The following is a 25536-nucleotide window of genomic DNA, read 5'->3' as shown; positions in this document are numbered from 1 at the left end:
GGAACTTCGTGGCGAAGGACCTGCAGGACCTCAAGCGGCGATGGACGCAAGGCTTCGCGTTGGTGCGCCACAAGAACCTTGTGCTCGCCTTCTTCCGCCATACCCCAACGTGATCTCCACCGATTTCAATAAAAATCCAAGAACCCATCTGATGGGGACTGAATCACTGGCAAAATGCTCGGCGTCACGGCTTCTTGAGGTTCACAGCGGGTGCAAGCGAACATCGTCATGATCTTCCCCGCCCACGCGTGCTTCTCGGGGAAGGCGACTTGGAAGAAGAACGTCATGGGGTCGTGGCAGAACGCGCACGTTGACGTGCTCTCCCCAACCGGGAGGTGAGGAACGCCACCCATGAACGAACGGACGTGCTCCTCTTGTGCTTCACCCGCCTGCCGAGTAACTTCAAAAGCGGTCCTGCGTTCCTCCGAGCGTCCGGCAAACGCGCACACGAATCAAGGGAACGATGCATAGAATCAGGAAGATCACGAACTCGAGGAGGTGCCTACGAAGGTCATCCGCAACGTGAACTCAGCGTTCCCTGCCGCGCCAGCGCAGGATTCAATTCCGACGTTCATCGAAGACGTGGTTCTGCCGACGCACCTTCGATGCACGCGCTTCTTCATCACCTTCCGGCAGTGGCGCAAGGCGACGACCGCCTTACGAACGGTGAACACGAGCAACAATGCCGGCGCCGCTGAATTCGACACCCTCCAGGAAGTACTGGCGCACGCGCGCGCCATCCTCGAGGACGCTACGGCCAAAGGACTGGACGTCGAGTACAACGTCGTCTTCTTCGTGCGCACCGCCGAGGGACGACGGCGTGTCTTCGCGACGCTCGGCGCGCACCATGACCAGATCGTCCGAGCGGTCACGCTGGCATGCCCACCTGCCCTGCTCACACTACGTCCCCCCCAGCCCAACGAGACGTCCAAGTGACGCATGACCGATCTCGCCGCTTCGCCCGTGCCGCGTTGACCGGCCTCCATGTCGGCTCGGTCGCTGTCAGTTGAGTGACTTAGGACTGTTAGGTGCCTCCGGCGGCGGCAGCTGCATCACCGCCTCGACGTAGACAGCATCAAAAGCCGGGCGGATATCGTGCGTCTCGCGCCGCGAGGCGAGCAGCATGTCGTCGACAACCACGCTCAGGCGCAGGGAGGGAGGAACGCCGTGCCGCTCGTCGCCGCGCGCGTACACCGCCTCCACCTGGCATTTACGAAACCGGAGCATGGCGAGCTTTTCGCGTTGCCTTGGTGACAAGGCGGACTCCCACGTCTTGACGTCTTCGTAATTCATGATGTGAGTCGACCAAGGGCGCCGCGCTGCGGCGCCCTTATCTGCCTGATCGTGAGCGCCTTACAGCGTCGATCATCACGCGGAGCGGCTTGCAACCTACGACAGCACTGGTCGCCATGTGGGGTGCGTTCGCTGTCATGCATGCGGGCAGGTCAGCCCCACCAAGCGAACAAGGAAGTAGAGGACTCGATCAAGCCCTGTCGTTTATCAACGCCCCACGCCAAGACCTTCATCCGTCCTCACGACCGTCTCGTGCTCCAAGACTTCCACCCATGCATCCTCCCGCCGGACGTACACGCCACTTCCGACACCATGAAAGGCAGGACCTTGCCCCATCGGAAACACACGAAAGCGAAAGGTCGTCACGACGGTGTCAGCACTTACATCACGCGCTTGGAGATCCTCGATTTCCATCCGGACAGCCAGGAAACGCCGGAAGGTCTGTTCGAAGCGTTCACGTACCTCAGATCGACCGTGTAACCACCCAGTCGGCGTGAACATCTCAATGTCATCCGCGAACTGACGCAGGAACTCATCGAGATCGTGCGCGTTGAACGCCGTAATGCCTGCCATGAAGAACTCCGCAACGGGGTGCATGCCGACATCTTATTGGCACACCACCGCTCGCCTAGTACACCAAGCAGTAAATGAAAGAAGCTTTTCAGGTGCGGGCGACATGGAACGTTCCAGGCCGAATCTTACTAGATCGCCCTCCCCTCTAACGGACACTGTTATGACGATGAAATACCGTTGGCTCACCGTCGGCGAAACGTACGCGTACCGTGCTGCCCTCGGACGTGGGCTCGACGAACGCCGCGGGCAATCCTGCACCATCCTTACTCTCCCGAAGCCCGGTACGCGCCCCGCGAACGTCCGCGTACGCTTCGAGGACGGCGTCGTGCACATCGTGCCGAGTGGCGTCCTCAAAGCTATTGGGCACGGCGGATCCTGAGGAAACGAAAAAGCGCCCCTCCCCCACTCGAAGGCGAGAGGGACGCACGCTTACTTGCTTACCATGCAGGCGTGCATGACGCCGCTCGAGGTGTTCCGCGAAGATGTGAGTGTTACTTGGTCAGTTGAAACAAGGCCGTCTTCGCGATGCTGCCGTCCTTGAGCAACACGCTCAACTGCAAGCACTGACCGGCCCAGCGGGAATCCGTCTTCCACACGTACACGTACTGCGTGCCATCCCACTTCAAACCACTGTTGCTCGCCACCACCGTTTCCTCGACCAAGTCGACATTCGCCGTTCCCGAGGGGCACGCGACGCCGACGATGATGGGCGTGCCAGCGAGCACCTCGAGGCCTTGATCGCCGCCCAAGGTGAACTTCACAGGGATGGCACTTCCAGCCTTGGCTTTGTTGAAGATTCCACCCATGTCCACCGGTTGGAAGAAGCCATTAAAGGCGTAGTTCACTTCCACGGTGAAGCTGGCGGGTGCGCTCTTGTTTCCTGCTTCGTCTGTGGCGGTGCACGTCACGGTATGAACACCACTGGTGACGGCGAAGGTGGAGCCGCTCGGCGGATTGCACTGAACGCGTGCGGTGACGTCTCCACTGATGACGTCCGTCGCGGTCACGATGTACTTCACGGCCGCTCCGCTCGCGCCGGTCGCGGTCGTGGTGATGTTCGAAGGTACGTTCACTGTCGGGGCGACTTTATCGAGGACCGTCACGGTGAAGGTGCTCGGTGTGCTGTGGTTGCCCGCGTCGTCTTGGGCTGTGCACGAGACGTAGGTCGTTCCGATCGGGAACATCGCGCCGCTCGACGGTGAACACTCGATGGTCGGGGTGCTGTCCACAGCGTCCGTGGCGTTCACGTTCGCCGTTGGGTAGGTGACGGCCATCGTCGGGGCATTGCCACCGTTAACCGTGAGGTTATTGAGGCTCAGTGTCGGCGCGGTGACGTCCTTCACGGTCACGTTGTAGCTGCCCTTGCCGATGTTACCGGAAGCATCCTTGGCAGTGCAGTTGATGGTGTGCGTTCCCACACCGAGGGAGGCTTGGCTGTCCTTGGCAGGCGTGCAAGCGACTGTCGGGGAGGCGTCCACCGCGTCGTTTACGGTGGTCGGACCGAGGACGGTGAAGGCGAACGTCGCGGTGTTGGCAGCGAGGTTATGCACGATGGTGTCCGGCATGGTGAGGGTGGGCGCCGTCACGTCTTTCACGGTGATGCTGTACTCGTGAGTGTCGCTGACGTTCCCTGTCGCATCTTGAGCGGTGCACGAAATTTTGTGCACGCCGGGACCGAACGGCATGGTGGCGGTTACGGGTGCGTCTCCGAGCTTGCACGTTACAGCGGCGGCGGGATCCACGAGATCTATGGCCTCGACAACCGGCAATTTGACCGACTTGGTGGCTTCGTTTGCAAGCAGATCGAAGGAAAGGTCGCTTGGCATCACCAGGGCCGGGGCGGTTGTGTCTTGCACTTCGATGGTCTTGGAAACGATGTCGCTTACATTGCCTCGGCTGTCCATCACTGTGCACTTCACGTTCGTGCTTCCCAAGGGCAGTTTGTGCTGCAGTGGGAAGGTGATGGGTAGTGTCGCGTTCGTTGGTCCGGCATCTTCAGTCGTTCCATAAGTGCAACGCCAGGTTATGGGTGTGCTTACCGTTTCAAGTGCGTTGAATGCTTCTAAGGGGAGGTTCAGAACGGCACCGTCTGAAGCGGTCGCTTCGAGTCGGATGGGCATGTCGACGGTAGGAATTTGTGGTGCGGTTCGGTCTTCGACCTTCAACGTGAGCGTGTCACTTCCCTTAATACTCTCGCTATCTGTTGCCTCGCACGAAATTGTGTAATCGCCAATTGCGTAGGTATGATCGACAGAAAAAACTCCGGGGCTTACTTTCGTACCGATGATCGTGGCGATCACAACTTCTGGATCTTCAGTTGACGCGACGTTACAAGTTGGTGCGCCAGGATCCAAATCGTGATCGTCCGTAACGGTGACCGAGAAGTTGATCGGAGTATCGGGGCTTGTTGCTTCACGATCTAAATCGCCACCCGCATTCACGCTTGGCCCTAAATTATAGTCTTGCGAAAAAGAAAATCCTACGATGGCACTTCCGTTGTTCGGATCGAGTTGCAATTTTCTTATTTGATCCGATTGCTGCACAACTCCGTCATTGGTAATCACTGGATCAATCACTAGAGGAGAGTTGTTACTGGGACTAAGTGATGATATGTGAAGCTTAACTTGATGAACTATGTCTCTAGGTGCAACAGCATAAGAATAAGGCACGTACACTTGGTCGTATCTAATGATTTCGTATTTCCAGTACGTACCATATTTAGTACAAGTGTACTTTGTGAAGACGCCGCATGTTCCTTGGTAGTATCCTGTGTACTCCACATAACCGTACACTGGTTGATTAGAAATGTAGTAGCTAGTTTCATAGGAGTTGTATACATTGTATTCCGTTGATTCTAATATATAGCTGTTGGGTTGTTCGGGATTTTCACGACCAGCATGCCACACTCCACTCGCATCTATTGTGTATTCAACAGGTACTTTGAATTTCCCTGTATTTGCTTGTAATCCGGAGAACCGGAATGTGATTGATGCCATTACAGGTTCATTGATGTTGATATTAGGGCCGATCATGAAGGTTCCAGTTCTTGGGGAGCCCGAAATAATGTTTGGCCCGCTAACGCTTCCAATGCTGATAATGGACTGAGGTTTTATGGGAGCATGTGGTTGCGGTTGTAGAGGCGCAGTTGTCGAAGGCGCTGAACTCGGAGTGGGGACATTCGCGGCCTGTTGCCCGCAGCCTGCCAGAAGAAACGAGATCGTCAACAAGGGTAGATAACGGTAGCGCTTTGACATAAAAACCTTCTTCAGCCTTTCCAAGGACGCGTACAAAGCGCGTATTGCGGAAGCAGTGGCCGGACAATTGGGTGCCGTCAAAATGCGTTGCACGTATACGTGTTAGGACTCGCGCTGGTGTACCTCCCGAGACGTCATGCGCCACCCCGCTCTTTGAAGAGCGTGAGGGAATGATGCAGTAGGGCTTGAACGGTAGCTTGTGCTATCACTCAAACTCGCTATGCGCCAGCAAAAACACCGTGTAATCGGTAAGAGAACATTAAGACTTTAACGATCGTTTAGCGTAACTGTTTCTTAAATCACCTTGTAGGCGTCGTCTTTCAGAACTCTCACGTTTGTGGCACTTGCCTAAGCCAATATCCGAAACAACCCTTACCCCCGACAGTTGACCGCGCATCACGTCAAAGCCCCCACGAATCTCGAGACGAAAAAAGCGCCCCACCCCCACCCCAAGGTGAGAGAGGAGCGCTTCGCTTACTTGCTCAGAAGGATGGAGCGCAACGCGCCGCTAGATGTCCGCCACGTGGCGTTCGCGTCGGCGAGCGTTCCCTCGAACGCCAAGCGGAACCCGGACCCGCTGGAGACGTTGGGCAGACGACAGTAGGCGGCGCCCTCGGCGGTGATGGCCGTGCACATCGCGCCTTCCCCTGAAATCTTCTTCACGCCGATCACCGCGACGACCGGCGCCACCGCGTCGCCTTCATCGCGAACAACAGCACGCCCGGCGAGGCGACCGTCAGGGTGTTCTGCGTGCCATGCACGGTCGACAACACAGGCGCGCATGACGCCAGCAACAACGGCAACAGCAGCAGGACCCGTTTCACGCCCTCACCTCCCCTTCGAGCTCGAGCACCGCCACTTGAATGAGGCCGCGCACGTCCGCTTCGTCCTTGCCAATGACGTTGATCGCCACCTCGGCGGCCTTCAACGCGAGCTTCCCAGCGAATTCCACGCTGATGACCTTGCCAGCGACGTCCCTGAGCTTCAGGGCGGCGAGCAGCTCCTCAATGATCCGCTGCACGTTCACTGGTGACCCTCCAATTTCACGAAGCCCGTCTTCCCCGGCGTGACGTTCCCGCCACTCGTCATGCCAACGGACATGTCAAGCGCACCAGGCGACACGATGAGCGTCGACGCGAGCGCACGCCGTTCCACGAGCGCCACCACGAAATCCCGGAAACCCGCCGCGACCGCGGCCGCCAACCCGCCGAACACCACCCACGACCACGGCGGTGGGAGCTCCCCGAACTTCGCGCCGAACCGCGCGTAGAACAAGCCCGCCGAGATCACCTCCGCCAGCCCGAACGTCAACGCGAGCGTCACCGCAGGCGCGAGCGGCGTGCCTCGCCGCTCGAACTGCCGTTTGATGAACTGGACCGAGAACAGCACGGCGCCACCGAGCGCGAACACGTCCGCACCCAGCTTCGACGGATCCAGCGACGGGATGCCCGTCACGTCCTGAGCGAACGCCACGCCGAGCAAGCCCAAGATGAACATCGACACGAACACCAACCGTCGCTTCATACGCCCCCCCTGATCGCCGAGTCCTGCCACACTCGAGGCTTCAAGTACGGCGCGAGATCGCAAAATTCCACGTGCATGCCATCCGCAGCGCTGTAATACGCCGCAGGGGGGTTCCCATGCCAACGACCACCCCACGCGAAGCCGAACATCTCGAAGATCCGCACGACGTTCTGACTGATCACCGGCTTCACGCCGTACCCGTTCCACCGTGCGTCCAGGTCGATCGCAGCGCCCCAACTGTGCACGCTCAACGGGTTACGACGGTCATGCAGGATGTGCCGCGGCACCCACAGCCCGTCGTACGTGCGCAACTCGTCGTCGAAGCCGTTGAGGCGAACGTGCCGCCACGCGAGCAGCAACGGCAACTTGATCAAGCGATGCACGTACAACTTCCCCTGCGGTCTGCCCGTCGTGGAGTTCACCGGCCAGCCTGGCAGCTCCCGCGCGACATCCACCTCGACGATGTTCCGCGTCACCCACGCTTGATCCGTGATCTCGATCTGCCCGCCCGGTAAATCCCGGTATCGGAAGCGACCGAAGGTACTCTCCAACCCAGCCGTGGTACTTGGTGGTCTCACCGCGATCGCCGCCATGAGGCCCTTACGCTCCGCCGTGCTCAATTGCAATTTCATGGTTCCTCCTCCGGATCAGGCGGCCACGCTGTGATCGGCTCGCCGTACTTCTGCTCGAGTAAGTTCACGCGAAGACGCGCTTCCTCCCGCTGCCGGTACAAGCGCGCGCCAAGTCGTATCAACTGCTCGATGCGACCTGACATCTGCGACACTTCCGAGCGGAGCGTTCGCACTTCCACCCGCAACTCCTTCACTTCGGTGGCCATGCCATCCCGAAGTTCCTTCTCTTGCGGGACCGTGCCGCGCAGGAGACCCGTCAGGAACGCACCCGCCAACGTCAGAATCGTGCCGCCACCCGCCGCCAGGAAGACGTTCAAAACCGCCGACGTGCCCTGCGGGTCACTCGTCGGCATGCTCACCCCTTGGACGTAACCCCTCAGCCAACCGGCGATGCCACGCTTGCCGTTCGAACCACACGATGGCCGTCACGTACATCACCACGAACGACAGAAAGCTCAACGTGCCGTACACGCCCGTCCCCCAGTTCAGCCCGACCTGTCCTGTGACGAGCACGCCGAACAACAAGAAGAACGATGCGGACAGGAATTGCCAGGCGATCAACGCGAGGCTTCCACGTGGTAACGCCAGCAGCCCGAGGGCGATCAAGAAGGCCGTCCCTCCCCAGTACGGGGTCGGGGCGATCTCGTGAAACCGCTTGTACCCGACGATCACCTCGGTCATGTGCGGCCTGAGGACACTCGTGATCGCCACGGTGAGGTGCAGTGTCGCCAGGAACAACCGCAGTGCGCCGATGCTGCCTTTGATCTCAACGCGAAGGCGCACTACCGCACCCTCGCAGGCACCCACGCCGAACCATCCCAGTACTCGAGCTTCCAGAACGGCGAGAGCCACTCACCTCGAAAGGGATTGAGCGTGGTGAGCGTCCAAGCACCCCGCTTCGGAAAGCACCTTGAACGACTCGCGCTCACGGCTTGCACCCGAGCGATTCCGCCCGGCAGGCACGCCGGGTCGAGGCGGATGGAGACGAGCCGCGTGAGCCCCAGCTGGTAGTCGATGAGGCCATCGACGGCGCAGTACTGCACAGGTGCCGCGAGAAGGGTCGTGGTGAGTAGGGAGAGAAGCACGCTGCTCACCGCTCCTCGAGCACCCAGGTGAATGTGTGCGAAAGGTGGGAGACGCTGGGCGCGTCGACGTACTGCGGTGGTTTGAACTGCGTGCAAGCACTGAGGGAGAGAGCGAGGATGACGATGAGGGGGATGCGTCGCATGGGGGGCCTCCTGCCTCAACGCTCCTCCGACGCGGGAGGGGTGCCGAAGAAAAACACGCCCGAGCTGGGCGTGCAAGGGGAGGCTCTCCTTACTCTGCGGGCAGTTCGGCCTCGATGAAGTCCAAGCGGTCCCGCTGCTGATGGAACGCACGAACGTCAGTGGCAGCCGAGCGGCGCTCATCGTTCAGGACCAAGTCTTGACCCCGTAGGCACTCGCCGAAAGTCAACGGCAACTTGACCTTGCCTTGTCCAGCGAAATGTACGGCACCTGCAGCGGATCTCACTGCCAGGGTAGAGGACGCGGTCGGACCACGCTCGACGCTTCCCGTTGAGGGCGGTGTGTTGACGGCGCGCGCGGTTGTCTCCCCTGGTGCGCCACAAGTACTCCGTGACGCCGAGGTCGAGTTGTCGTTGCCGGTCGGCTTCGGCGAAGCTGGTGAGCATCTGGTCCTGGCAGATCAACGTCGCGCGGGATCGGCTGACGTTCGTGCGTTCCATCAGCAGCCGCACGGCTTGGTCTTCGTCGAGGCCGCGACGCAGGATGTCGCGCGTGGTCTTGGCGACGTCATCCCGGAATCGCTTCTGCTCCCCTTGCCAGTAGTCGTTCATGCGCGACCGGGACTTCGACACGGCCTTCGTCGCGAGGTCGGTCGGGTCGTTGAACGCCAGGCCGGGATCGCTGAGCTTCAGGAGCTCGTCGACGTTCAGCACGCGGTCCTTGACGCCCTCTCGGATGAGGCGGCGCATCACGGCGGGTGGCGCACCGAGTCACGCACCGCTTGATCGAACAGGCGCATCAGGGTCTTGAGGCGCGTCTGCCGTTTGCACGCGTTCGGTTCGGCGAGTGCTTTCCTCAACTCCTCGGCGACACGATCGAAGGCGGCTTGCTGGTACTGCCGAGCGACGGCACGCTGCGCGACGTTGAGACGACGAGATTCACGGGTGGAGGATGCGCACAGCAGCTCGAGAAGTTTACGATTCGAGATCGTCATTCACGACCTCGCCTTCGTCCCCTTCCATCACGGGCGGTTCGTACCCCGCCTGGTCCACCACGCGTTGCGCTTCGATCATCTCCGGCGTCACCCACTCGAAGCCTGGCAGTTTGGAGAGGACTTCCATCACGGCGAACATCGGGAGGCCCGCCACAGCGAACTTGAACACTGGGGAGATCGTGGCTTTCTCAGCGTCACGCGCGACGCGTTCCGCGTCGACGTCTTCGACGCCTGAGCGTCCCATCGCCGTTTCCTCGCTGATCAGTCCGGCGTCGCGGAGTTTCATGACGACTTCGACTTCGCTCGGCGTGGGTTGCACGGCGGCCAGACGAGCTTGGGCGCGCACACGGTATGCGTCGAACTCCCCCGCACGATTCGCGAAGAAGAGCGCGAGACGCAGGACCGTCGAGAGCAGCCAGCGTAGAAGGCGCTCGAGGGCGATCCGGGTGGGTTCGAGGCTCATGACGAAGTCATTCACGGATTGCTGGCGGGACACGCCGTTCACGCTGCCGTCGGCCGTCGTGAGGACGTGGAGTTGCTTCGTCTCGTCGAAGATCGCTTCCCGAGCGGCTTCGAGGGTGTCCTTGAACGTCGCGACGGCAACGGGGTCCTTGTAGATGACGTTCGGCGTGGCGTACCCGGTGATTCGGTTCTTCTCGTCTCGGATGGGCACGCCTTGGAAGGCATTAACGACGCCCGCGCCGAGGTTGATCGGGTCGGGCACGAAGCGTTGCTTTCCAGGCGCGGTCTCGTCCGCAATCATCGTGCCGGGCAGTTGCGCGTTGAGAAGCGTGCGCTCCACGAACCCGCCGAGGTCGACGTTACGGGAGAGCATGGTGAGGGCTTTGTTCGCGAGCTTCTGCAAGCTGATGACGCTCTCGCTGATGAGCGGGTCGAGCGTCACTTCGTACACGAGGAGATCCGGGACGGGGAAGGTGTTCACGCCGCCGAGGGCGTCCCCATTCGTGGCGACGTCAGGGTACACGAGGACCTTGCCGCGCTCGAGGAGCTGCAACTCCAAGCGGGTCTGCCCGTCGTTGGTCGCGCGGGTGTAGTACGCGCCTTCCACCTCGCCGTCATCGTCGGTGAGCACGCCCGCTTGGTCGTGCGCGGGGGCGTGCACGCGAATGCGCTTGATGACGTCCGCGAGGAGCCCGCTGGGGAGGATGGTGCGGCCGTTGGCGTCCTCGGTGAGGCTCGACTTGGGGATGTACAAGCGGACGGTGCCCTTCCCGGCCCACAGGGCGGTGCGCAGGCAGTCTTGCACGGCTGTCCAAGCGTCACGTTCATCCCCCAGGCGATGAGGGCCGCTTGGAATTCCGTGATGCGCGCCGCGTCCTGCTCGGGGAGGTCATCGCCTTGCGCGGGTGGGTTGACAGGCACGACGTTGAAGATGGGTTCACGTCCGGCCACCGCTGCTTGGTGTCGGTTGATGACGTCCCGGATGAGGTTACGAGACACGAACACACGTTGAATCTCCGCGAGGAGAACGGACGCGCCCTTCTCGGTGGGGGCGGGCATGGGGCCTGCCCAGCCGGCCCCGTTCGCCCAGTGGTCGCCATGGTAGAGCTTGGCGGTGAGGGTGAGGGTGGCGTGCTTGGAGAGGGTGTCGGAGTGGTCTTGAGCGCGCTTGGCGAGGCGCGCGAGGGTGGGGTTGATCGCTCGCGCGGGGGCGGGCGTGAAAGGCGCCGTCATGCTCGTAGCGTCAAGTGAAGCGGGAGGGGTTGACGATCAGATTTGGCAACGCGCGCAAGGTGCGAGCATCATGCGGACGGCGCGAAGTCGACGAGAGGCTTTGTGGCGTGCTTTGTAGCCAAAGGTACGATTAGGCCATGTTCTGACCGTGTTCCACTTCGAGTCGCACGTTTTACACTACCCGTACCTTCAACGCGGCAGGTGCCTTGGTATTTCCTGCTTTGAAAGGTAGGAGGAACGGCATGTACATAGGAGCAAGGTCCCTTATGGCCCCGGTCGGATTGGTTGTTTTGACGGTCGCACTTTCCGCGTGCACTACGGCGCCCACTCCACCCGCGGTAGCCAGTGTGACGTTGTCCGGTACGAACAATTTGAAGATCAACGAGCCTTCGCAACTCACGGCCGTCGCGAAGGACGCTTCAGGAAACGTCCTGACCGGGAAAACCTTCTCCTTCACGTCGAGCAATCCCGATGTCGTGACTGTCGACGCGAATGGCAACGTCACCGCGAATCGGCTGACTTCTGATAACACACCTGTCACGATCACGGCGAGCGTCGATGGCAAAACCAGCAATCAATTCAACGTCACGACGTACGGCCTCGAGTTCGCCGTGGGCACGTTCAACCGTTCCGCGCTGGGGATGAGCAACACCTTCGCGCACTTCGTCAAGCTTCGCCTTCCTGATGGCAGCTTCCCTCCCGCGGGGTCCGGGTTGGACATCACGGGACCTGGAGATTGGAATGGAGGCGTTCCGGATACTGGATTGACGATCAACAGAGGCACCGCTCAGTCCGCGATCGGCTTGAATACCAATCCTGCCACGCCTGGCATTTACAACGCGAGCACGACGATTGCAGGCCAGACCTACACGGCAAGCGCGACGTTGGACGCTTCGTCACTGCTTCCTCCTGTCACGAATGTGCAAGTGACGAATGTTACAGCGAGTGATGTCACTGTTACGTGGTCCCCTGCAGTGGGGGCTGCGATGTACATCCCATTCATTGTTGATTGCGGCACGACGGTGAATCCTACACCGGCCATGTGTACGACGACTGTGCTAGCAACTTTGCCCACCGGGACGAGTGCGAACTTCACGGGATTATCTCTTAACCCGACGCATACGTACGCTGTACTGATTCGGGCGGTGAACGTGAATACCAGGGAAGCCAATCCGGCGACGCCACCGCAGCTGAAGGTATCGCAGAACGGAGTCTTCTTCCGCCTTCCTTGATGACGGGCACGTCTCTATCAGCTTCGATGAGGGGTTGACGTTCGGAGGTGAGGCACGAACCAGCTGCGCCTTACCCTCCGAACGCTTAACTGTACGAGTACGGTGGCTCGTCTTCGACGGGTGGTTCGGCGAGGTGCGTGCAGATGTACCGTAGGGCGTTGAGGCGGTGCCAGGTGCTCTTCTCGTCGATCGCTTCGGTGGGTTCGCCTTCGTCGTTGAGGACGCGCGCGTAGGATTCCATGTCTCCGGCGTGTTCGTCGTTGCCGACGAGTCCTTCGAGGGTGTTGAAGAAGCGGAGGCGGTTCGTCTTGAGGAGGGCGTACACGCGGTCGATCCCGACTTCCACCTCGGAGACGGGTGGTTGGTGGACGGTGAGGCTCGCCTGCGTGAATTCGTCTCGCCAGTTCTGCTCGCTGGGCGCACCACCGTACGCCGTGAACGGGCGTGGCTCACCTGCTGTGAGGGCGTTGACGTGCCCGGCGGCGGTGAGGCGACCGGCGTGGTACTCCTCGTACACGTAGTACACGTCGGCGTCCTGGTCGTGCGCGATCTTTACGGCGGCCGTGTTGACGCCGCCGAAGTCGAGGCCGAGGTAGCACGGCCAGTTCTCTGGGATGGGGAAGGACTCGACGACGTGCGTGTCGGGGTCGTACGCGTCGTAGATCAGCCCGGCGGGCCTCGTGAACATGCCGTCGTAGAACATCGTGAACTTCCACGCGGGCATGGTCGCGCGACGCTCCTCGTACTCCTCGCGGGAGAACGCGGGGTTATCCACCGAGCGAAAGTTGATCACGTCGATGTGCGTGCCGTCCGCACGATCGTGCAATTCCTTCTTCAGCCAGCCGATGTAGTACGGCGTCGTCGTGTACAGGACGCGTCCTCGGTGGATGGCGAGGCGACGCATGATCGCGTCGTGGCTTGCTTTCTTGAACTTCTTCTGGCCGGCTTCGTCGAGCCACGCGGCTTTGACGGTGGCGGACTCGAGGCTGTCGGCGTCTTGGGCGTGCCCGAAGAAGACTTGCGTGGGCGTGTTGGGGTCGTGTCGGTCGCCGAACGTGCGCTTGCTGCCTGCTTCCGAGAAGGTGAACTTCTTGGTGGGGCTGCCGGTGTAACTGCCGAGGCGGAGTTGCCGGTCGAAGAGACGCATGAACTCCGGTCGGAGCTTCAGTTCCAAGAGCGGGAAGGATGGGGCGACGACGAGGTAATCACCCGAGCCGCGTCGTTGAATCTCCCGGTACAACCACAGGGGTCCCCAGCTAACTTGTCTTCCCACTTTGGGTTCCTGCGAGGACGAGCACATGGCGTGCTTCGCTCTGCCAGGCCCGCCATTGTCCGTTGTGCATGGAAACTTGGAGTTTGCCAGCTCTGACGTTGGTTAAGTCGGAAGACATTTTCAATCACCTCCTTCAACATGCCAAGACGGGGCAACACACGTCTTGCTGAAAATTGGTAGAATGCGTGTGTGACGGCAAAAAACCTTGTTCCGTGTGGTTGTGGGTGCGGTCAGGAATTTGTTCCTTTCGACGATCGCGGTCGACCTCGGAAGTACATCTACGGTCACTGGTCGAGGTTGCAGCCGAACAAGCACGCCGAGGTGAAGTGCGAGCAGTGCGGGAAGACGATGGTACGGGAGAAGTGGCGTCGAGAGCGCGTGAAGCATCACTTCTGCGGGAAGGAATGCGAAGGCGCTTGGAGTAGCGCGCAGGGTCGGCGTCGTGGCGCGGCGAACGGGCACTACAACACGATCACCGTAGCGTGCTCCGGCGGGTGCGGCACGATGATTTCGAAGCCAGTGAGCCTCATCGAGCGGCGGAACAATCGCGTCTACTGCTCGGAGTGCGTCAAGCACGCGCGAGGCCGCAAGGGGTTCTACACGGATGACCCGAAGGCGTTCAGCCCAGCGTTGCGCACGGCGATCCGGAAGCGGGACGGGCACGCCTGCCAGGCGTGCGGTCGAACGCAAGCCGAGGCGGGCACGCTGCACGTTCACCACATCGACTACGACAAGTACAACAACAACCCGATGAACTTGATCGCCTTGTGCAGGGTGTGCCACGGGCAGACGAACTTCGGGACGGAATCGTGGCAGGCGAGGTTGCAAGCGCAGATGACGGCGCGATTCGTGTAGCGTACCCGCGAGGACGAGGACGTGCCGGGCTTCACTGGTCCACGCGCGCCATTGTCCGCAGTGCATGGCAACCTGCAACTTCCCGCTGCGGACGCGGGTGAGGTCACTCGCCGTCATGACCGATGGGCGGGAGGATCTCGATGCTGATCACGTCAAGCTCACCGCTGTGTTCGATGCGGTCGATGAAGTCCCCGTGCGCTTTGCCGAGCAGCTCGGCGGCCTTGAGGCGATCCTTCAAGCTGGCCGGGCGTGGCTTCACCTCTCCGAAGAAGAGGTCGTGGTCTAGCACTTCGCCGCGCATGACGGACGTCCAGAAGCGTTGGCGTTCGTGCGCCGTGGCGACTCCAGCTTGTTCGGCTTGCGTGGCGAGTTCACGAAGGCGGTCTTGCACCTTGCGTTTTTTCAACAAGCGTGACCCTTGCGAGGAAGCGCTCGTTTCTTTGTACCCGGCGGTGATGGCGGCGCGTGTCGCGTCGGGCTTGGCGTGGTAGGCGAGCGCGAATTTCTCTTCGCGGTCTTGCGCGGTGAGTTTGGATCGTGGGGTGGCGCGTCCCTTGGACGTCGCCTTCTGCGCCGTGCGCGTCATGCACCCAGGGTGGCGCGTGGGGGGAGGGTTGTAAGGCGCACGCCCTCCCCGTAGAGGGGAGGGCGTGAAATGAAAGGCGAGCGGGGTTACGGCAGTTGGAAGTCTTTCCCGGCGAACGACACGAGGTACGTGGTCGGCATGGAAACGTCGACTGCCTCCGGGTTCACGGTGTGAGCGCGAACGCCGACGGTGTACGTTTTCCCAGCGCCAGCGGTGAGCGTCAAGTTGTTGAGGGTGCCTTGCGTTGCACCACCGACGTTGACGGACGTGAGGAGGGTACACGCGAGGCGGCTGTTGAGGTTGCCTGTGCAGTCGTACACCTGCAGGTAGTACGTGGTGGCGCCCGGCACGGCGTTCCACGTCGCACTGACCGACGTCGTACTGGCAGCCGTGACCGTCACGTTCGTCGGCGTGGGCAGCACTTGCGCGACGTCGAGGACGGCGGTGTCCTCGTACACTTCCCCGTTGATCGTGGTCGTCGCTCGGTAGGTGCCCGCGACCGCTGGGGACGCGTACGTCGCGGCGGTGAACGTCTTGTTCGGGAGGTTGATCGCGGGGACGTTGAGCGTCACGGTTTGGTTGTTATTCCAACCGGTCGGGCCAGTGAGGGTGACGGCGGCGGCAGGGGTGGGCGCCGTGCCGTCAGGGCGGCGTACTTTCGCGAAAATCGTGCCGAAAATCGTGGGAGTATCCGTGACCGCGAGATTGTACGTGCCGACGGCGAGGTCGAGGCCGTACGTGTCGAGTTGGACGCTGCGCGTGACGCTTCCTGTTGATGCGGTGATGGTGACAGACGTGTCGCCGAGCTTCTTGATGGTCACGACGCCGTTCGCGTCGACGGTCGCGACGTTGGTGTCACTGGACGTCCAGGTGACGGTCGCGCTGGGAATCGTGGTTCCATCCGTCCCCTTCACGGTCGCGTCGAGGTCGTACGTGCCGTTGACTTTCGCCTTGTTGCTGGCGGGCGTGCCGGTCAGGTCGATGCTGCTTGGCGTGGGGGTGGTCGGCCCGGTGTTGCAGGCGGCGAGCGTGAGGGTGAGGACGAGCAGTCCGGTTGGAGCAGCGGCCTTGATTCCAGTTCGCATGGTTTCCCTCCTGCCTTCGGTGAGCCTGCAGAGCGCGATCCACGTGCTTACTGAAGGTAAACGTAGCGTACGGGATGCTCGGGCGGGAGAGCGTTCAGTGACGGTAGGCAAGGCTACGAATAAGCATGTGGTGTTCTCGTTTGGTATGCCGGTGATTCATTTGGTGTTTGTCATGATCGTTGTTTCTTGCGGGGTTGCTGCTCGGTGAGGGTGCGAGCGCATGCGATGATCAGGTCGTCGCTGCTGAGGAGGAAGACGTGCAGGAGGAGCCGCTCGATTTCTTTGGAGGTGAGGGTGTCGCCCAGGAGAGCGAGGTAGCGTCTCCTGAACGCGTCGATCAGTGGGGCGTTGGGAGCGGTCACGCGTGCGCGGCCTTTTCCCTTGCGCGTTGGGCGATGGCGTTGCTGCGGCGTTCTTCGATGGTGTACGCGTTAAGGGAGGCGAGGCCGGTTTCGCGTTCCCAGGTTTCTTTTTCTTCGTCGAGGATGGCGGCCCACTCGTCGGGCGTGAGCAGGCCGACCTTCAATGCGAAGGCGATGGAGTGGACGGCGTGCCCGCGCACTTGGAGGGGGATGAGGGCGCGTGCGCGGGCTCGGTTGGGGTACGGGGGTGGCTTGCGGTGGGGGGTGGTCATCGTGGCGGCTCCTTGAGGTGAGGGAGGAGTTCTGTTTCGTCGCGGATGACGTGCACGGTGATGCCGTGCTGACGAGCGAGAGTGGCGTGGAGGGCGTGTTGTTCGGGGCGGACGTTGCCGGTGGGTAACTTGAACTCGATGAAGAGGGTGTGGGTGCCTTTGATGGCGAGTATGTCGACGAAGCCGACGTGGAAGGCGCCTTTCCGGTTGCCTTTTCGTGCGCGGTCCATTTCGAGGACGAACCAGCCTTTGAGCTTGAGAAGTTGCACGCAGCGGGTTTGCACGTCGGCCTCGGTCGAGGGCGCGCGGGGTGCAACGTGAGGGGAGCGTTGGCGTGTCACCGGGAGTGACCTTATGTTACTACTACAGTGACGACGAAAAACGGAAGTGCAAGTGCAGCGTCCCTCTTCCACCCGAAGGTGGAAGAGGGACGCTTTCGGTTCAGACAAAGGGCTGGATTTTACTGCAACACATTGGTTGGAGCGTACGACTTGCCCACTTTGCCTGCCCGTCGAAGGACACGCACTTCATGGATGTAATCCTGCTGAATTTGCTGTTCGATGCGCAGACTATTTGGGTGTGGGAGGTCGAAGTGAGCCGCCAACTTGACCAATCGTCGATCTCGTTTCGCCTGGGCTTCGACGAGTTGCTGAGCGAGCTTTTCCGCGTTCATCAAACATCCCTCTTAATAAGATTTAATCATATCTTAATATGTCTTGCGATGACTTACCTGGACAGCATTCAAAGCGTCGCCGATGTCCGCAATAGGGCGGGGCAACGAATCCGCCACAGCACGTCGAGCAATTCGTGGTGATCACGTTCGTCTTGCGCCTCAATGATGAGTCCGATTTCGTGACGTGGGGCAGGCGTCACTTAACCGTGAGCGATGAGGAGCCGCTCGAAGTCGGCTGTATTGTCGTTTGCTTGCCTGTCCAGCTCAGCGAGTGTTGCTCGGCCTTCCATTGGGCTCCTCTCTACTAACTGTTGGGTGGCGCGTCTACTTCGACGCGAACCGCTCGGAAGTGATGGGCGCCGCTACCACTGATGTACTTCCAAGGTTTCTGCTCTTGGGGGCCGCCGGGCGTGACGACGTAGAAGTCGTCGGTGTGCTCGTTGGTTCCGATGGTGATCTTGTCGCCGAAGCCGTCTCGATCGGCGAAGGTGATGGCGGCGGCGCGGACGCGTTCGAGGGTGGTGTACACGCCGAGGAATTCCTCTGTGTGGAACGCACAGGGGAACTTCGTGGCCAAGGACTTGAAGAACCTCAAGCGGCGAGGGGTGGTTTTGCTGCGAGCAGAAGACCGAAGGCGAAGAACTGCATTCCGATCAGGGTCACTTGCAGACGTTCGAGATCGCGCCTCAGCCGTCGGCACCACGATAGCCATGCACCACGCAAAGGAGCGCTTTGCAACCCGGCCGTTGAGGCAGCAGAACGAAGCCCTTCGTTGCTTCGGACCGCTTCACGACGAGTTCGAGATCGAGGATGCTCGTCGCAACTCGCCCTCTTGCCCGCTGGCAAAAAACCAGGGGCGTACCTCAAACGTATTTGCTGAACTGGCTTTAACGCTTAGAGCCACTGAGCTGTAAGTGGACCGTACGCATGCCTTCTAATTTCACAGCGCTTGTTAGGGATTAAGGAGTGGACCTGCTCCCGTTGTTCACCCCAAAAGGCAACTTTAAACGCTGCCTCGACAAAGCCGGCGATGACTGCTATGGTACTCCGCCCGCTGCTTATAGTAACCTCACTGCAGCTCAAGCTTGTATTGGAGGATTGTATGCATTGGAAACTTGCCCCGGCACTCTTCCTCGTCCTCGGCGGCCTGCTCGCCGCGTGCAACTCCAATGCCGTTCCACCGAGCGTTGCCACTGTGACCGTCGGCGGAACGACCAACCTCGAAGTCGGCAAGAGTGCTAACCTCACCGCCCTGCTTCGGGATAGTGCCGGAAACACCCTGTCGGGGCGGACCGTCACGTGGACGTCAAGCAATCCTAACCTCATCAGCGTGAACAGCGACGGGCAAATCACCGCCCGTCACCTCAGCGTCTCCCGTGCGCCCGCCACCATCACTGCCACCAGCGAAGGCAAAATCGCCACCATCAACGTCACCACGTACGGGCTGGACGTCATCGGCGGCACCTTCGTTGATGACACCACGCCGGGCCGCGTGCTCTACGCTGGTCGGACACGCTTCCAAGACCCAGCGGGGCAAGGCGTGCCGCAGGATACGGATGTCACCGTGCAAGGACCCGCTGAATTCAACGGCGGTCAGCCCCTGACGATGCGTCTATTCTCGAGCATCTCTGCGGGAAACGTCCTGGGCGGGCTGAGCAACACGGTTGTCTCCGGTCAGTACACGGCGACCGCAACCATCGGAGGCACGGTGTACACCAAGACTTTCACCGTGGACGTTACAAAGACGCTTTCGTTTATCACTAATCCCTCGCTGACGCTGAACGGCACGAGCGCACGCTTGCAAGGCACGGCGGACGTTCGTGCGAAATCCGTGCAAGGTGAGCTCTACAAAGTACCCACGCCGTTCGTAAGCAGTACAACCGCTGGAATCAACGGCGGAGCGTTCGACGTGACGGTCACCTTCGCCACCCTCACTTCCGGCACGTACAAAGCAGGCATCTATGCACGGGACTTCGTGTCCAACGATGACATCTTTGCCGACCAGGTCGCGTGGTCGTTCACGTCGACGTCAGATGTAACCGTGCCTTGACGGCCTTCTCATGAGCGTGAAAGAACAGCGGCGCACTTTCGTACGCTGCTGTTCTTTTCGAAGTTCAATAATGGGGCGCGGTGAGCGTCATGGCGTGCGCAACGTTCTCAATTGATCCGCGCAACGCTCGCCACATCGTGAGTCTTCGTGCAGCAAGGGATGTGGTCGGCGCGTTGCAAGCAGTTCACGTTCCCGTACGTGCAACATTGCAACTTGTTCGGGCGATTCACCCGAAGCAACCGTAGAACCCTTATGGGCAGCGTCGTGCTCGCCGTCACTTCCCACTGCATGAAAAACTTGTCGTGCGCACTGTCAAACGTCCGATTCGCCTTCGACGGTTAGAGAGCGTCGAAAAACGTTGCCTCATGGCGCTCTCCGCCGCTCAGGACAAATGCGAAGGGTTTGCCGTGGCTTTCAGCGCGCTGATGAATCATGGTGCTGAAGCCGCCCCGAGAACGTCCAAGCGCTTCGTGTTGCTGTCTACCTCGGGCACCAACCGCGCAAGAATGTGCGAACGATGGTGCCATCAACGAAGTGTGTCATCCAGTTGAGGTGCCCAGCGTGATCGGCGAGTTCGAGGTCACATGGTCTCCCCTTTCGTGGTGCCCAGCAGGTCGATCAGGCCGAGGAGCGCCTTCTTGAAGTAGGCGCCTTCCGCTTCGGCGAGCACCTCGCCGCTTGTCTCGTCGATGAGCTTCGCGGTGTACCCGTACCTCGCGCGGGTGATGACGATCTGCTGATCGGGCGTGAGGTTGTTCGTGCCGTAGTCGTCGAGCCAGTCGACGACGTTCGGGCGGGCCGCGTGGGCTTTGCTGTCTTCGATGTGGTTCTTCTGGCGTTGCAGGCGTTCGTACGCGTTGTTCGTGACGTTCTCGCGCAGCACGGCGAGTCGCGCGGCGTCGGGCAGCTCCGTCCAGGGGACGTGTTCGCCCGTGTCGGGGTGTTCGACGACTCCGGTGTTGTGAAAGTCGCGGACAGTCTCGGCGAACGCTTTGACTTGGCTGGTGGAGGGTTTGTCGCTGCCCGTCACGGCTTTGATGGCTTGCGCGACGAGGGACACCTCTTCGGCGGGGAGGCCGAGAGGGGTCGGGCGGTCGCTTCGTTTCGCAAAGTGAGACCATGTGGTCCCACTTGCCGCTGCACTTCGAACGCACCGATAAGGCGATTCGCATGTCGAGCGGACCAACCCCAGCGTTCCTCGCAGTACGCTTCGAAGTTCGCGTGCGTCGCGCGGTACAAGCGTTGATCACGGATGGTCAGCAGGGCCTCGCCGACGTCGAGGAAGCTTTGCCAGCCTTGCTGGATTCGCCCCTCGAGGTCCTGGAGTTGATTCGTTTCGGCGGTGGTGAGGGCGTCGATGGTGTGCGGGCTGGTCACTTGGCCTCCTGCTTGGCGGGTTCGAGTCGATCCGGATCACGACGGACGGTCACGAGAAGGCGGCAGTTCCCGCACTTCGCGGTCGCGCCGTCTTCGTGCGTCTTGGCGACGATGAGGGGCGTGTCGCAGTGCGGGCAGGTCACACGACTTTCCGTGGCAGCTCGGGGGTGTGCCGTCATGACAAGGCTCCCTGCTGGCGCGTGAGGGTGACGTCGTATCGGGCGCTGATGACAGCGCGGGTGTTCACGCGTAACGTGTCGTTCAGCGCGTCACGCTCCAAGTACCCGAGGGTGGTCATGTGCGCGACGACCGTGAGGAACGACTGTCGCGTCCAGCCAAGGCGGGCGTGAAACCAACCGGGCGTGATCTCGTCGCGGTCACGCATGGCGAGGAGCACTTCGCGTTGCTCGCGCGGCAAGTGCTGCATTTGCTGAAAGGTGAGTCTCACGAGGCACCTTCCGCGGGGAAGTCGAAGAGATTTCCTTGCTCGCGCGCTTGGAGGGGTCCTTCGGTGTTGCCGTGCAGCACCTCGAGCTCCGCGAACACCTCAGCGACCACCTGGTCGTCGACGCGATTCGAAGTGCGTGACTTGAGGAGTTCGGCCAGCTCGTGGACGTCATGCCGCGTGACCGTGCGGCCCGCGCGTTCGTGAATCGACTTGAAGGACGCGGCGCGCTCGCCAAGCTCAGGGGCGCACCCGAAGAGCTTCCCGCTCGCATCCCACGCGACGAGGAAGAAGTCGGCGTACACCTTCGGCGTGCCGTTCACGACGCGCCTCCGCTCTTGCACCGCTCGTCATCCCCGGCGATCTCGAAGACGTACCCGCTGCCCATGCGCGATGCGAGGGCGCCCGCGGCGTCTTCATTCCCGGCGGGCGTGAGCGTCAACGCGACCTTCCCAGGGTTGTGCTGCGCCGTGAACATCGTCGTTTTCGCGTCCGCCCAACGCGCCTCGAGGAGGTTGTACACCTGCTCGTACACGTACTCCGACGGCTTCAACTTCCCGCAGTCGTCGAGCACGAGGACATCCACCGAGGCGAGCTCCGGTGCGCGCGTGCGGTTCGCGATGGCGTCACGGTACGCGCCGATCAGGAGGTTCAAGCTCCAGAAGCGCACGCTACGACCTTGCTCGGCGTACGCGCGGCCCGTCGCGACGGCGAGGTACGTTTTGCCCGTCCCGGCTGGGCCGTACAAGTACACGTTCGCGCGGTCGAGTCCTTCGCAAGCAGCGCGCGCCTGCGTGTTCTCGAAGGTCGTGCGTAAGCCCGGCAGGGTGTACGCTCGGTAGCGCTCTGGGAGGGTCGCGAGGTACGCGGGCAGGGCCGTGCGAGCTTGCCACGCGCGTCGCAATCCCACGAGGTACGCGCCTTCACGATCCGCGACGCAGTTGCAGTCGTGCGCGATGTCACTCCATGGGGTGTACGCGTACCCGACGAAGGCGGGCGCGTTGCACGTGGGGCACGCGGGCAAGGTGGGGTTGTGCGCGGTGACGCGCTTGGCACGCGCCGTCGTTTCGGTGCTCGTCAACGCGCGCAAGGTGAGGTGTTCCGTGTCGTGCGTCATGCGTAACGCTCCTCGTAACGGCGACGCGCGTCGCTCGTTGCGGTCGTGTCACCGGTCGCTTTGGCGGTGAGGGGGACGTTTCCCGGAACGGCCGCCTTCCAGGACGGCGCGCACTCCTCGATGACTTGCGCGCTGAGCTTGGCGGTGCGCCACGTTTCGTTCGTGCGAATCCACGCGACGATCGACGGGATGTCCTCGGCGGTGTACTTCGCTTCGAGGAGGCTGCGCGCGGCCTTGCCGATGCGACCGCGAACCAAGGCCGTCAAGTCGGCTTCCTTCAAGGCGCATCCGAGGGCGAGGGCGCTGAACATCCGCTGGAAAGGCGTGGAATTGCTCTCCACAGCCTTGCCCACAGGCGCGGCGCGGCGGCGCGGAACCTTACCGCCTTCGGTGGGCTGACTCGACGCGTTGCCTTCGGGGAGGGTGGGCGTGTCCGTGATGGCAGAGGCGGTTGATTCCCAAGGCACGCCGTGCGCTTCGGCGAGCATGACGTCGAGCATCGGGTCGTCCTCGAACGCCTCTTGAAGTTCTGAATCGACGGGCGCGCTTGTCGCGCCCAACTCGTTCGGCACGTGGATCGTGGGCGGCTCGGCATGTCGTTCTTGTGTTCCTTCTTTCATCAGTTCATCCATTCCTTTCTTCGGAACTGATGAATCTGCCGTCCGGGACGTGTTTTTCTCGTTGTCGACACGAGTAGATTTGCAAGGGGCTTGCGTAAGCCTTGCGGGCGCCTTGTAGACGCAATGCACACCGCTCGCCGAGAGGATGAGGCCAGCGGCATGCAAGCGAGCGGTCGTGGCTTGCACGGTGCGCACGTCGAGCTCGAGGGCAATGGCGAGTTGCTTGGTGCTGTACTCGCTGACGCGGTAGCGACCGTGCCGCGCGAGGAACATCAGCACCTTGATGTCCGCGGCGTTCGTGAGGTCTTCGATCGCGTCCAGCGCCCAGTTGGGAATGATGGTTTCCTGCCCGAGTTTCATGACGCTGTCCTTCCCGTGCTTGACGCGTTGAGCGCCTCGTAAGAAGTGGTGGGGGTGTCGTTGGTGCGCTGCTCACGCGGGGAACGCGGTGGGTGTGTTGTGATCACGGGGACCTCGAGTGCAAGAGGAAGACGAGGATGGTGAAGCGCGGGGCACCTTGGGATGCCCCGCGTTTTGCACGTCACGCGTGCGATGGCTGCTCTCGGGTGGCGTGCCGCCACTCGGCGATCGTCCGCGTGAGGGCGTCCGTGTCGAGGTCGGCGAGCATGTCGAGCAGCGACCTCGCTTCGTCCTCGAGGAGTTCGTTCGTGCCTTTGGCGGCAGGCAGGTTGAGCATGTAGGCTGCGAAGGCGTACCTGTCTTCGCTGGTGGTGAGGCCCACGCGTTTGAAGTGCCCGTGCAACGCGCCGAGTTGCTTCGCGGTGATGAGCTGCACGCTCGGCACGTCCGTCGGCGCTTCCTGCTTCGGTTGCGCGGCCTTCCCGAGCGCGTCGAGTTCGTCGTAGCAAGCCCACGCGGCGTCCACGTTGGCGCGCCACTTGTGCTTCCCGAGGACCGCGACGGCTTGCTCGTCGAGGTTCAAGTCACGCAGGCGACCACGGACTTGCGTGAGCTTCTTCGCCCACGCTTGCAATGCCGCTTCGTCCTGAGAGGGTTCCGGCGCGACGTTCGTGGCTCGGCGGTCCTCACGGCTCGGCGTGCTGGCGTCCGCGTTGGGTTCGTCTGCTTGCATCATCTCTTCCGTCGCGTACAAACCTGAAAGGTCGTTCGGGAACGCACGTCGAAGCGCCTGCACTTGCGCTGTCTTCGCGAGCATGATGTCGGGCATCGTCGCCCACTGACTGATCGGCTTGCCGTCCCGGTTCTTCTGCGCGAACGACGCGTCACGCGCCACGGCGTACAGCGGCTCGGCGAAATCGCTTCGCAGTACGCCCACGCGCGCAGCAGCAGGTGGTTCGTCGCTCGGCCACACGTCTTTCCACACGCCGTCCTTACCGCACCACCACGGGCCGACTTGCCCTCGGTACTTCCCGGTGCGTTCGGCAATGAGGCGGAAGCCGTCGATCGCCGTGTGGATCGTCGTTTTCTTGACTTTGATCCAGTTTCCGCGTTCGTCCTTTTGGGATTGTTCGCGCACGACAGCGTAGATTTGCCGGGAGAACGGATCGAGGCCGGTGCGCTTGCACTGCTGAACGAAGAGGGCGAGTTCACCATCGGACGCGTCGGGGGCGATCTGCGTTTTGATGAGGTCGATTTGCTCTCGATCGAAGGTCACGAGCTGCAGCTGGATGGGTTGGTGGCGTTCGGCGAGGGCGGTCATTCGAGCACCTGCCATTGCGCGAGGGCGTCCATCTCGTCAGCGCCGATGATGGCGAGGAAGAGGCCGATGCCGAGCACGGGGAGGTTGAGGCTCATCGCGCCGATCAGGATGAGCAGGAAGCCGAAACCGGGGAGTGCGCAGGCGATTATGCGCGGCACCGAGTGCATTCGTGCCCGTCGAGGTGCCCGCGGCCACCGCAGTCGTCACAGCGGTCACGGTTGGCTTCGTGGCGGGCGGCGGCGAGCATGCGGGAGATGGCAGCGACGACGCCATTCGTCATGGAGATTACGTCCTTGTCGCCACACAAGACTTGACGACGGTATACGGAGCCGTCTACGCCTTTTCCTGCTCGAACGGCGCCACGATCGTCAAGCGCCTCGGTTTGTATCGCGGCAATAGAGCGTTGCTTTCGGACAACCCGAAGCACAAGCCGATAACCCGCTACGGCCTCGAGGGAATTGTGATGCTCGGACGGGTGTATGGCGTGTACGTCGCGCCTGGGCAAGTGCGCTGGGTTTGAAGTGCGAATCACGGTACCCAGCGGCAACGTCCGTCTGCCAACAAGACCCGCAGTTCGTGCAACTCGTCATTCACGCTCAAGCCTCACCTTCTGTCGGGAACACCCCGAACGTCCGCACGATCGCGACGCACCTCACCTTGCGTGAATAGACCCGGCTCCCCTGACGGCATCACCATCGGGCTGGACCGAGGACTTCG

38 protein-coding genes are annotated in these 25536 nt (G+C 61.5%); 7 read left to right on the top strand and 31 right to left on the bottom strand.

The annotated features are described in order from the left end of the window. Nucleotides 1–522 precede the first annotated feature (522 nt). A complete protein-coding gene (locus tag DES52_RS18140) occupies nucleotides 523–936 on the top strand; it encodes a hypothetical protein (protein ID WP_146237370.1) in 414 nt (137 codons plus the stop codon). A 66-nt stretch (nucleotides 937–1002) separates the two neighbouring features. On the opposite strand, the gene DES52_RS18135 is transcribed toward DES52_RS18140, so the two are convergent. Continuing rightward, nucleotides 1003–1293 (bottom strand): hypothetical protein, encoded by a 291-nt coding sequence (locus tag DES52_RS18135; protein WP_110888244.1) that lies wholly within the window; start codon nucleotides 1291–1293, stop codon nucleotides 1003–1005. Nucleotides 1294–1500: 207 nt separating this feature from the next. Further along, nucleotides 1501–1890, bottom strand: a complete 390-nt coding sequence (locus DES52_RS18130; RefSeq protein WP_110888243.1) for a YybH family protein — start codon at nucleotides 1888–1890, stop codon at nucleotides 1501–1503. A gap of 142 nt (nucleotides 1891–2032) precedes the next feature. Between DES52_RS18130 and DES52_RS18125 the strand changes: the two genes are divergently transcribed. Beyond that, nucleotides 2033–2245, top strand: coding sequence for a hypothetical protein (locus DES52_RS18125; protein ID WP_146237369.1), 213 nt, complete (start codon nucleotides 2033–2035; stop codon nucleotides 2243–2245). Nucleotides 2246–2357: 112 nt separating this feature from the next. Here DES52_RS18125 and DES52_RS18120 read toward each other — a convergent pair whose 3' ends face one another. The 13 genes from DES52_RS18120 to DES52_RS18070 all read right to left on the bottom strand — a co-directional run bounded on the left by DES52_RS18120 (nucleotide 2358) and on the right by DES52_RS18070 (nucleotide 10763). After that, nucleotides 2358–4898, bottom strand: coding sequence for a PxKF domain-containing protein (locus DES52_RS18120; protein ID WP_170131147.1), 2541 nt, complete (start codon nucleotides 4896–4898; stop codon nucleotides 2358–2360). 696 nt (nucleotides 4899–5594) lie between these two features. Then, a complete protein-coding gene (locus DES52_RS18115; RefSeq protein WP_110888240.1) occupies nucleotides 5595–5810 on the bottom strand; it encodes a hypothetical protein in 216 nt (71 codons plus the stop codon). After that, nucleotides 5789–5944: a hypothetical protein gene (locus tag DES52_RS23120; protein ID WP_170131146.1), complete on the bottom strand. Its 156-nt coding sequence runs from the start codon at nucleotides 5942–5944 to the stop codon at nucleotides 5789–5791. Before DES52_RS23120 ends, DES52_RS18115 begins: the two co-directional genes overlap by 22 nt. After that, nucleotides 5941–6141 carry a hypothetical protein gene (locus DES52_RS18110; protein WP_146237368.1) on the bottom strand — a complete coding sequence of 67 codons (201 nt, stop codon included), beginning with the start codon at nucleotides 6139–6141 and terminating at the stop codon, nucleotides 5941–5943. Before DES52_RS18110 ends, DES52_RS23120 begins: the two co-directional genes overlap by 4 nt. A gap of 2 nt (nucleotides 6142–6143) precedes the next feature. Next, nucleotides 6144–6644: a hypothetical protein gene (locus DES52_RS18105; protein ID WP_146237367.1), complete on the bottom strand. Its 501-nt coding sequence runs from the start codon at nucleotides 6642–6644 to the stop codon at nucleotides 6144–6146. Beyond that, nucleotides 6641–7276 carry a M15 family metallopeptidase gene (locus DES52_RS18100; protein WP_110888237.1) on the bottom strand — a complete coding sequence of 212 codons (636 nt, stop codon included), beginning with the start codon at nucleotides 7274–7276 and terminating at the stop codon, nucleotides 6641–6643. The genes DES52_RS18105 and DES52_RS18100 overlap by 4 nt, the downstream gene beginning before the upstream one ends. Next, on the bottom strand, nucleotides 7273–7629 hold the full coding sequence (locus DES52_RS18095; RefSeq protein ID WP_110888236.1) for a hypothetical protein: 357 nt from the start codon (nucleotides 7627–7629) through the stop codon (nucleotides 7273–7275). Before DES52_RS18095 ends, DES52_RS18100 begins: the two co-directional genes overlap by 4 nt. Beyond that, nucleotides 7616–8059: a hypothetical protein gene (locus DES52_RS18090; RefSeq protein WP_110888235.1), complete on the bottom strand. Its 444-nt coding sequence runs from the start codon at nucleotides 8057–8059 to the stop codon at nucleotides 7616–7618. The genes DES52_RS18095 and DES52_RS18090 overlap by 14 nt, the downstream gene beginning before the upstream one ends. Next, nucleotides 8059–8370, bottom strand: coding sequence for a hypothetical protein (locus DES52_RS18085; protein ID WP_110888234.1), 312 nt, complete (start codon nucleotides 8368–8370; stop codon nucleotides 8059–8061). The genes DES52_RS18090 and DES52_RS18085 overlap by 1 nt, the downstream gene beginning before the upstream one ends. Then, the gene (locus DES52_RS23115) at nucleotides 8367–8504 is read right to left on the bottom strand and encodes a hypothetical protein (RefSeq protein WP_170131145.1); all 138 of its coding nucleotides are present in this window, start codon (nucleotides 8502–8504) and stop codon (nucleotides 8367–8369) included. The genes DES52_RS18085 and DES52_RS23115 overlap by 4 nt, the downstream gene beginning before the upstream one ends. Nucleotides 8505–8681: 177 nt before the next feature. Next, a complete protein-coding gene (locus DES52_RS18080; protein ID WP_110888233.1) occupies nucleotides 8682–9251 on the bottom strand; it encodes a minor capsid protein in 570 nt (189 codons plus the stop codon). Then, on the bottom strand, nucleotides 9251–9496 hold the full coding sequence (locus DES52_RS18075) for a hypothetical protein (RefSeq protein WP_110888232.1): 246 nt from the start codon (nucleotides 9494–9496) through the stop codon (nucleotides 9251–9253). Before DES52_RS18075 ends, DES52_RS18080 begins: the two co-directional genes overlap by 1 nt. Beyond that, entirely contained in the window at nucleotides 9477–10763 is a 1287-nt protein-coding gene (locus DES52_RS18070; protein WP_110888231.1) for a hypothetical protein, read from the bottom strand. Before DES52_RS18070 ends, DES52_RS18075 begins: the two co-directional genes overlap by 20 nt. Nucleotides 10764–11538: 775 nt before the next feature. Here DES52_RS18070 and DES52_RS18060 point away from each other — a divergent pair. Continuing rightward, on the top strand, nucleotides 11539–12423 hold the full coding sequence (locus DES52_RS18060) for a fibronectin type III domain-containing protein (protein ID WP_170131144.1): 885 nt from the start codon (nucleotides 11539–11541) through the stop codon (nucleotides 12421–12423). Between the two features lie 85 nt (nucleotides 12424–12508). On the opposite strand, the gene DES52_RS18055 is transcribed toward DES52_RS18060, so the two are convergent. Next, complete coding sequence (locus DES52_RS18055) at nucleotides 12509–13570, bottom strand: terminase (protein ID WP_245901120.1); 1062 nt, start codon at nucleotides 13568–13570, stop codon at nucleotides 12509–12511. A 630-nt stretch (nucleotides 13571–14200) separates the two neighbouring features. On the opposite strand from DES52_RS18055, the gene DES52_RS18050 reads away from it, so the two are divergent. After that, a complete protein-coding gene (locus DES52_RS18050; RefSeq protein WP_110888257.1) occupies nucleotides 14201–14551 on the top strand; it encodes an HNH endonuclease in 351 nt (116 codons plus the stop codon). Between the two features lie 103 nt (nucleotides 14552–14654). On the opposite strand, the gene DES52_RS18045 is transcribed toward DES52_RS18050, so the two are convergent. From DES52_RS18045 to DES52_RS18025, 5 genes are all read right to left on the bottom strand, one after another. Further along, nucleotides 14655–15137, bottom strand: coding sequence for a terminase small subunit (locus tag DES52_RS18045; protein WP_110888228.1), 483 nt, complete (start codon nucleotides 15135–15137; stop codon nucleotides 14655–14657). A gap of 86 nt (nucleotides 15138–15223) precedes the next feature. Further along, nucleotides 15224–16222 carry an Ig-like domain-containing protein gene (locus DES52_RS18040; protein WP_110888227.1) on the bottom strand — a complete coding sequence of 333 codons (999 nt, stop codon included), beginning with the start codon at nucleotides 16220–16222 and terminating at the stop codon, nucleotides 15224–15226. Nucleotides 16223–16392: 170 nt separating this feature from the next. Further along, nucleotides 16393–16584, bottom strand: a complete 192-nt coding sequence (locus tag DES52_RS18035) for a hypothetical protein (RefSeq protein ID WP_110888226.1) — start codon at nucleotides 16582–16584, stop codon at nucleotides 16393–16395. Continuing rightward, complete coding sequence (locus DES52_RS18030; protein ID WP_110888225.1) at nucleotides 16581–16856, bottom strand: hypothetical protein; 276 nt, start codon at nucleotides 16854–16856, stop codon at nucleotides 16581–16583. The genes DES52_RS18035 and DES52_RS18030 overlap by 4 nt, the downstream gene beginning before the upstream one ends. Continuing rightward, complete coding sequence (locus DES52_RS18025) at nucleotides 16853–17140, bottom strand: VRR-NUC domain-containing protein (RefSeq protein ID WP_110888224.1); 288 nt, start codon at nucleotides 17138–17140, stop codon at nucleotides 16853–16855. The genes DES52_RS18030 and DES52_RS18025 overlap by 4 nt, the downstream gene beginning before the upstream one ends. 245 nt (nucleotides 17141–17385) lie before the next feature. Here DES52_RS18025 and DES52_RS18020 point away from each other — a divergent pair, with 245 nt between their 5' ends. After that, the gene (locus tag DES52_RS18020) at nucleotides 17386–17670 is read left to right on the top strand and encodes a hypothetical protein (RefSeq protein WP_110888223.1); all 285 of its coding nucleotides are present in this window, start codon (nucleotides 17386–17388) and stop codon (nucleotides 17668–17670) included. Nucleotides 17671–17833: 163 nt separating this feature from the next. Here DES52_RS18020 and DES52_RS18015 read toward each other — a convergent pair whose 3' ends face one another. Then, a complete protein-coding gene (locus DES52_RS18015; RefSeq protein ID WP_110888222.1) occupies nucleotides 17834–18106 on the bottom strand; it encodes a hypothetical protein in 273 nt (90 codons plus the stop codon). 525 nt (nucleotides 18107–18631) lie between these two features. Between DES52_RS18015 and DES52_RS18010 the strand changes: the two genes are divergently transcribed. Next, nucleotides 18632–19579 carry a hypothetical protein gene (locus DES52_RS18010; RefSeq protein WP_110888221.1) on the top strand — a complete coding sequence of 316 codons (948 nt, stop codon included), beginning with the start codon at nucleotides 18632–18634 and terminating at the stop codon, nucleotides 19577–19579. 580 nt (nucleotides 19580–20159) lie between these two features. Here the strand turns inward: DES52_RS18010 and DES52_RS18000 are convergent. The 9 genes from DES52_RS18000 to DES52_RS23110 form a co-directional block, all read right to left on the bottom strand. Next, entirely contained in the window at nucleotides 20160–20639 is a 480-nt protein-coding gene (locus DES52_RS18000) for a hypothetical protein (RefSeq protein ID WP_110888220.1), read from the bottom strand. Then, on the bottom strand, nucleotides 20606–20956 hold the full coding sequence (locus tag DES52_RS17995; RefSeq protein WP_110888219.1) for a hypothetical protein: 351 nt from the start codon (nucleotides 20954–20956) through the stop codon (nucleotides 20606–20608). The genes DES52_RS18000 and DES52_RS17995 overlap by 34 nt, the downstream gene beginning before the upstream one ends. Continuing rightward, a complete protein-coding gene (locus DES52_RS22635; protein ID WP_146237365.1) occupies nucleotides 20953–21135 on the bottom strand; it encodes a hypothetical protein in 183 nt (60 codons plus the stop codon). The genes DES52_RS17995 and DES52_RS22635 overlap by 4 nt, the downstream gene beginning before the upstream one ends. Then, on the bottom strand, nucleotides 21132–21404 hold the full coding sequence (locus DES52_RS17990) for a MarR family transcriptional regulator (protein ID WP_110888218.1): 273 nt from the start codon (nucleotides 21402–21404) through the stop codon (nucleotides 21132–21134). The genes DES52_RS22635 and DES52_RS17990 overlap by 4 nt, the downstream gene beginning before the upstream one ends. Continuing rightward, on the bottom strand, nucleotides 21401–21724 hold the full coding sequence (locus DES52_RS17985; RefSeq protein WP_146237364.1) for a hypothetical protein: 324 nt from the start codon (nucleotides 21722–21724) through the stop codon (nucleotides 21401–21403). Before DES52_RS17985 ends, DES52_RS17990 begins: the two co-directional genes overlap by 4 nt. Next, nucleotides 21721–22518, bottom strand: a complete 798-nt coding sequence (locus DES52_RS17980; protein WP_110888216.1) for an ATP-binding protein — start codon at nucleotides 22516–22518, stop codon at nucleotides 21721–21723. Before DES52_RS17980 ends, DES52_RS17985 begins: the two co-directional genes overlap by 4 nt. After that, nucleotides 22515–23498 (bottom strand): helix-turn-helix domain-containing protein, encoded by a 984-nt coding sequence (locus DES52_RS17975; protein WP_110888215.1) that lies wholly within the window; start codon nucleotides 23496–23498, stop codon nucleotides 22515–22517. The genes DES52_RS17980 and DES52_RS17975 overlap by 4 nt, the downstream gene beginning before the upstream one ends. A 181-nt stretch (nucleotides 23499–23679) precedes the next feature. Next, the gene (gene bet, locus DES52_RS17970; protein WP_170131143.1) at nucleotides 23680–24819 is read right to left on the bottom strand and encodes a phage recombination protein Bet; all 1140 of its coding nucleotides are present in this window, start codon (nucleotides 24817–24819) and stop codon (nucleotides 23680–23682) included. Further along, the gene (locus tag DES52_RS23110; RefSeq protein ID WP_170131142.1) at nucleotides 24816–24986 is read right to left on the bottom strand and encodes a hypothetical protein; all 171 of its coding nucleotides are present in this window, start codon (nucleotides 24984–24986) and stop codon (nucleotides 24816–24818) included. Before DES52_RS23110 ends, bet begins: the two co-directional genes overlap by 4 nt. Nucleotides 24987–24988: 2 nt before the next feature. Between DES52_RS23110 and DES52_RS17965 the strand changes: the two genes are divergently transcribed. Continuing rightward, the gene (locus DES52_RS17965) at nucleotides 24989–25339 is read left to right on the top strand and encodes a S24/S26 family peptidase (protein ID WP_110888213.1); all 351 of its coding nucleotides are present in this window, start codon (nucleotides 24989–24991) and stop codon (nucleotides 25337–25339) included. Nucleotides 25340–25536: the final 197 nt, after the last annotated feature.

It is taken from the genome of Deinococcus yavapaiensis KR-236, assembly GCF_003217515.1.
In the GTDB taxonomy this organism is placed as follows: domain Bacteria; phylum Deinococcota; class Deinococci; order Deinococcales; family Deinococcaceae; genus Deinococcus_A; species Deinococcus_A yavapaiensis.
Note: the sequence above shows the minus strand (reverse complement) of the source record. Positions and strands in the feature narration are given on the sequence as shown.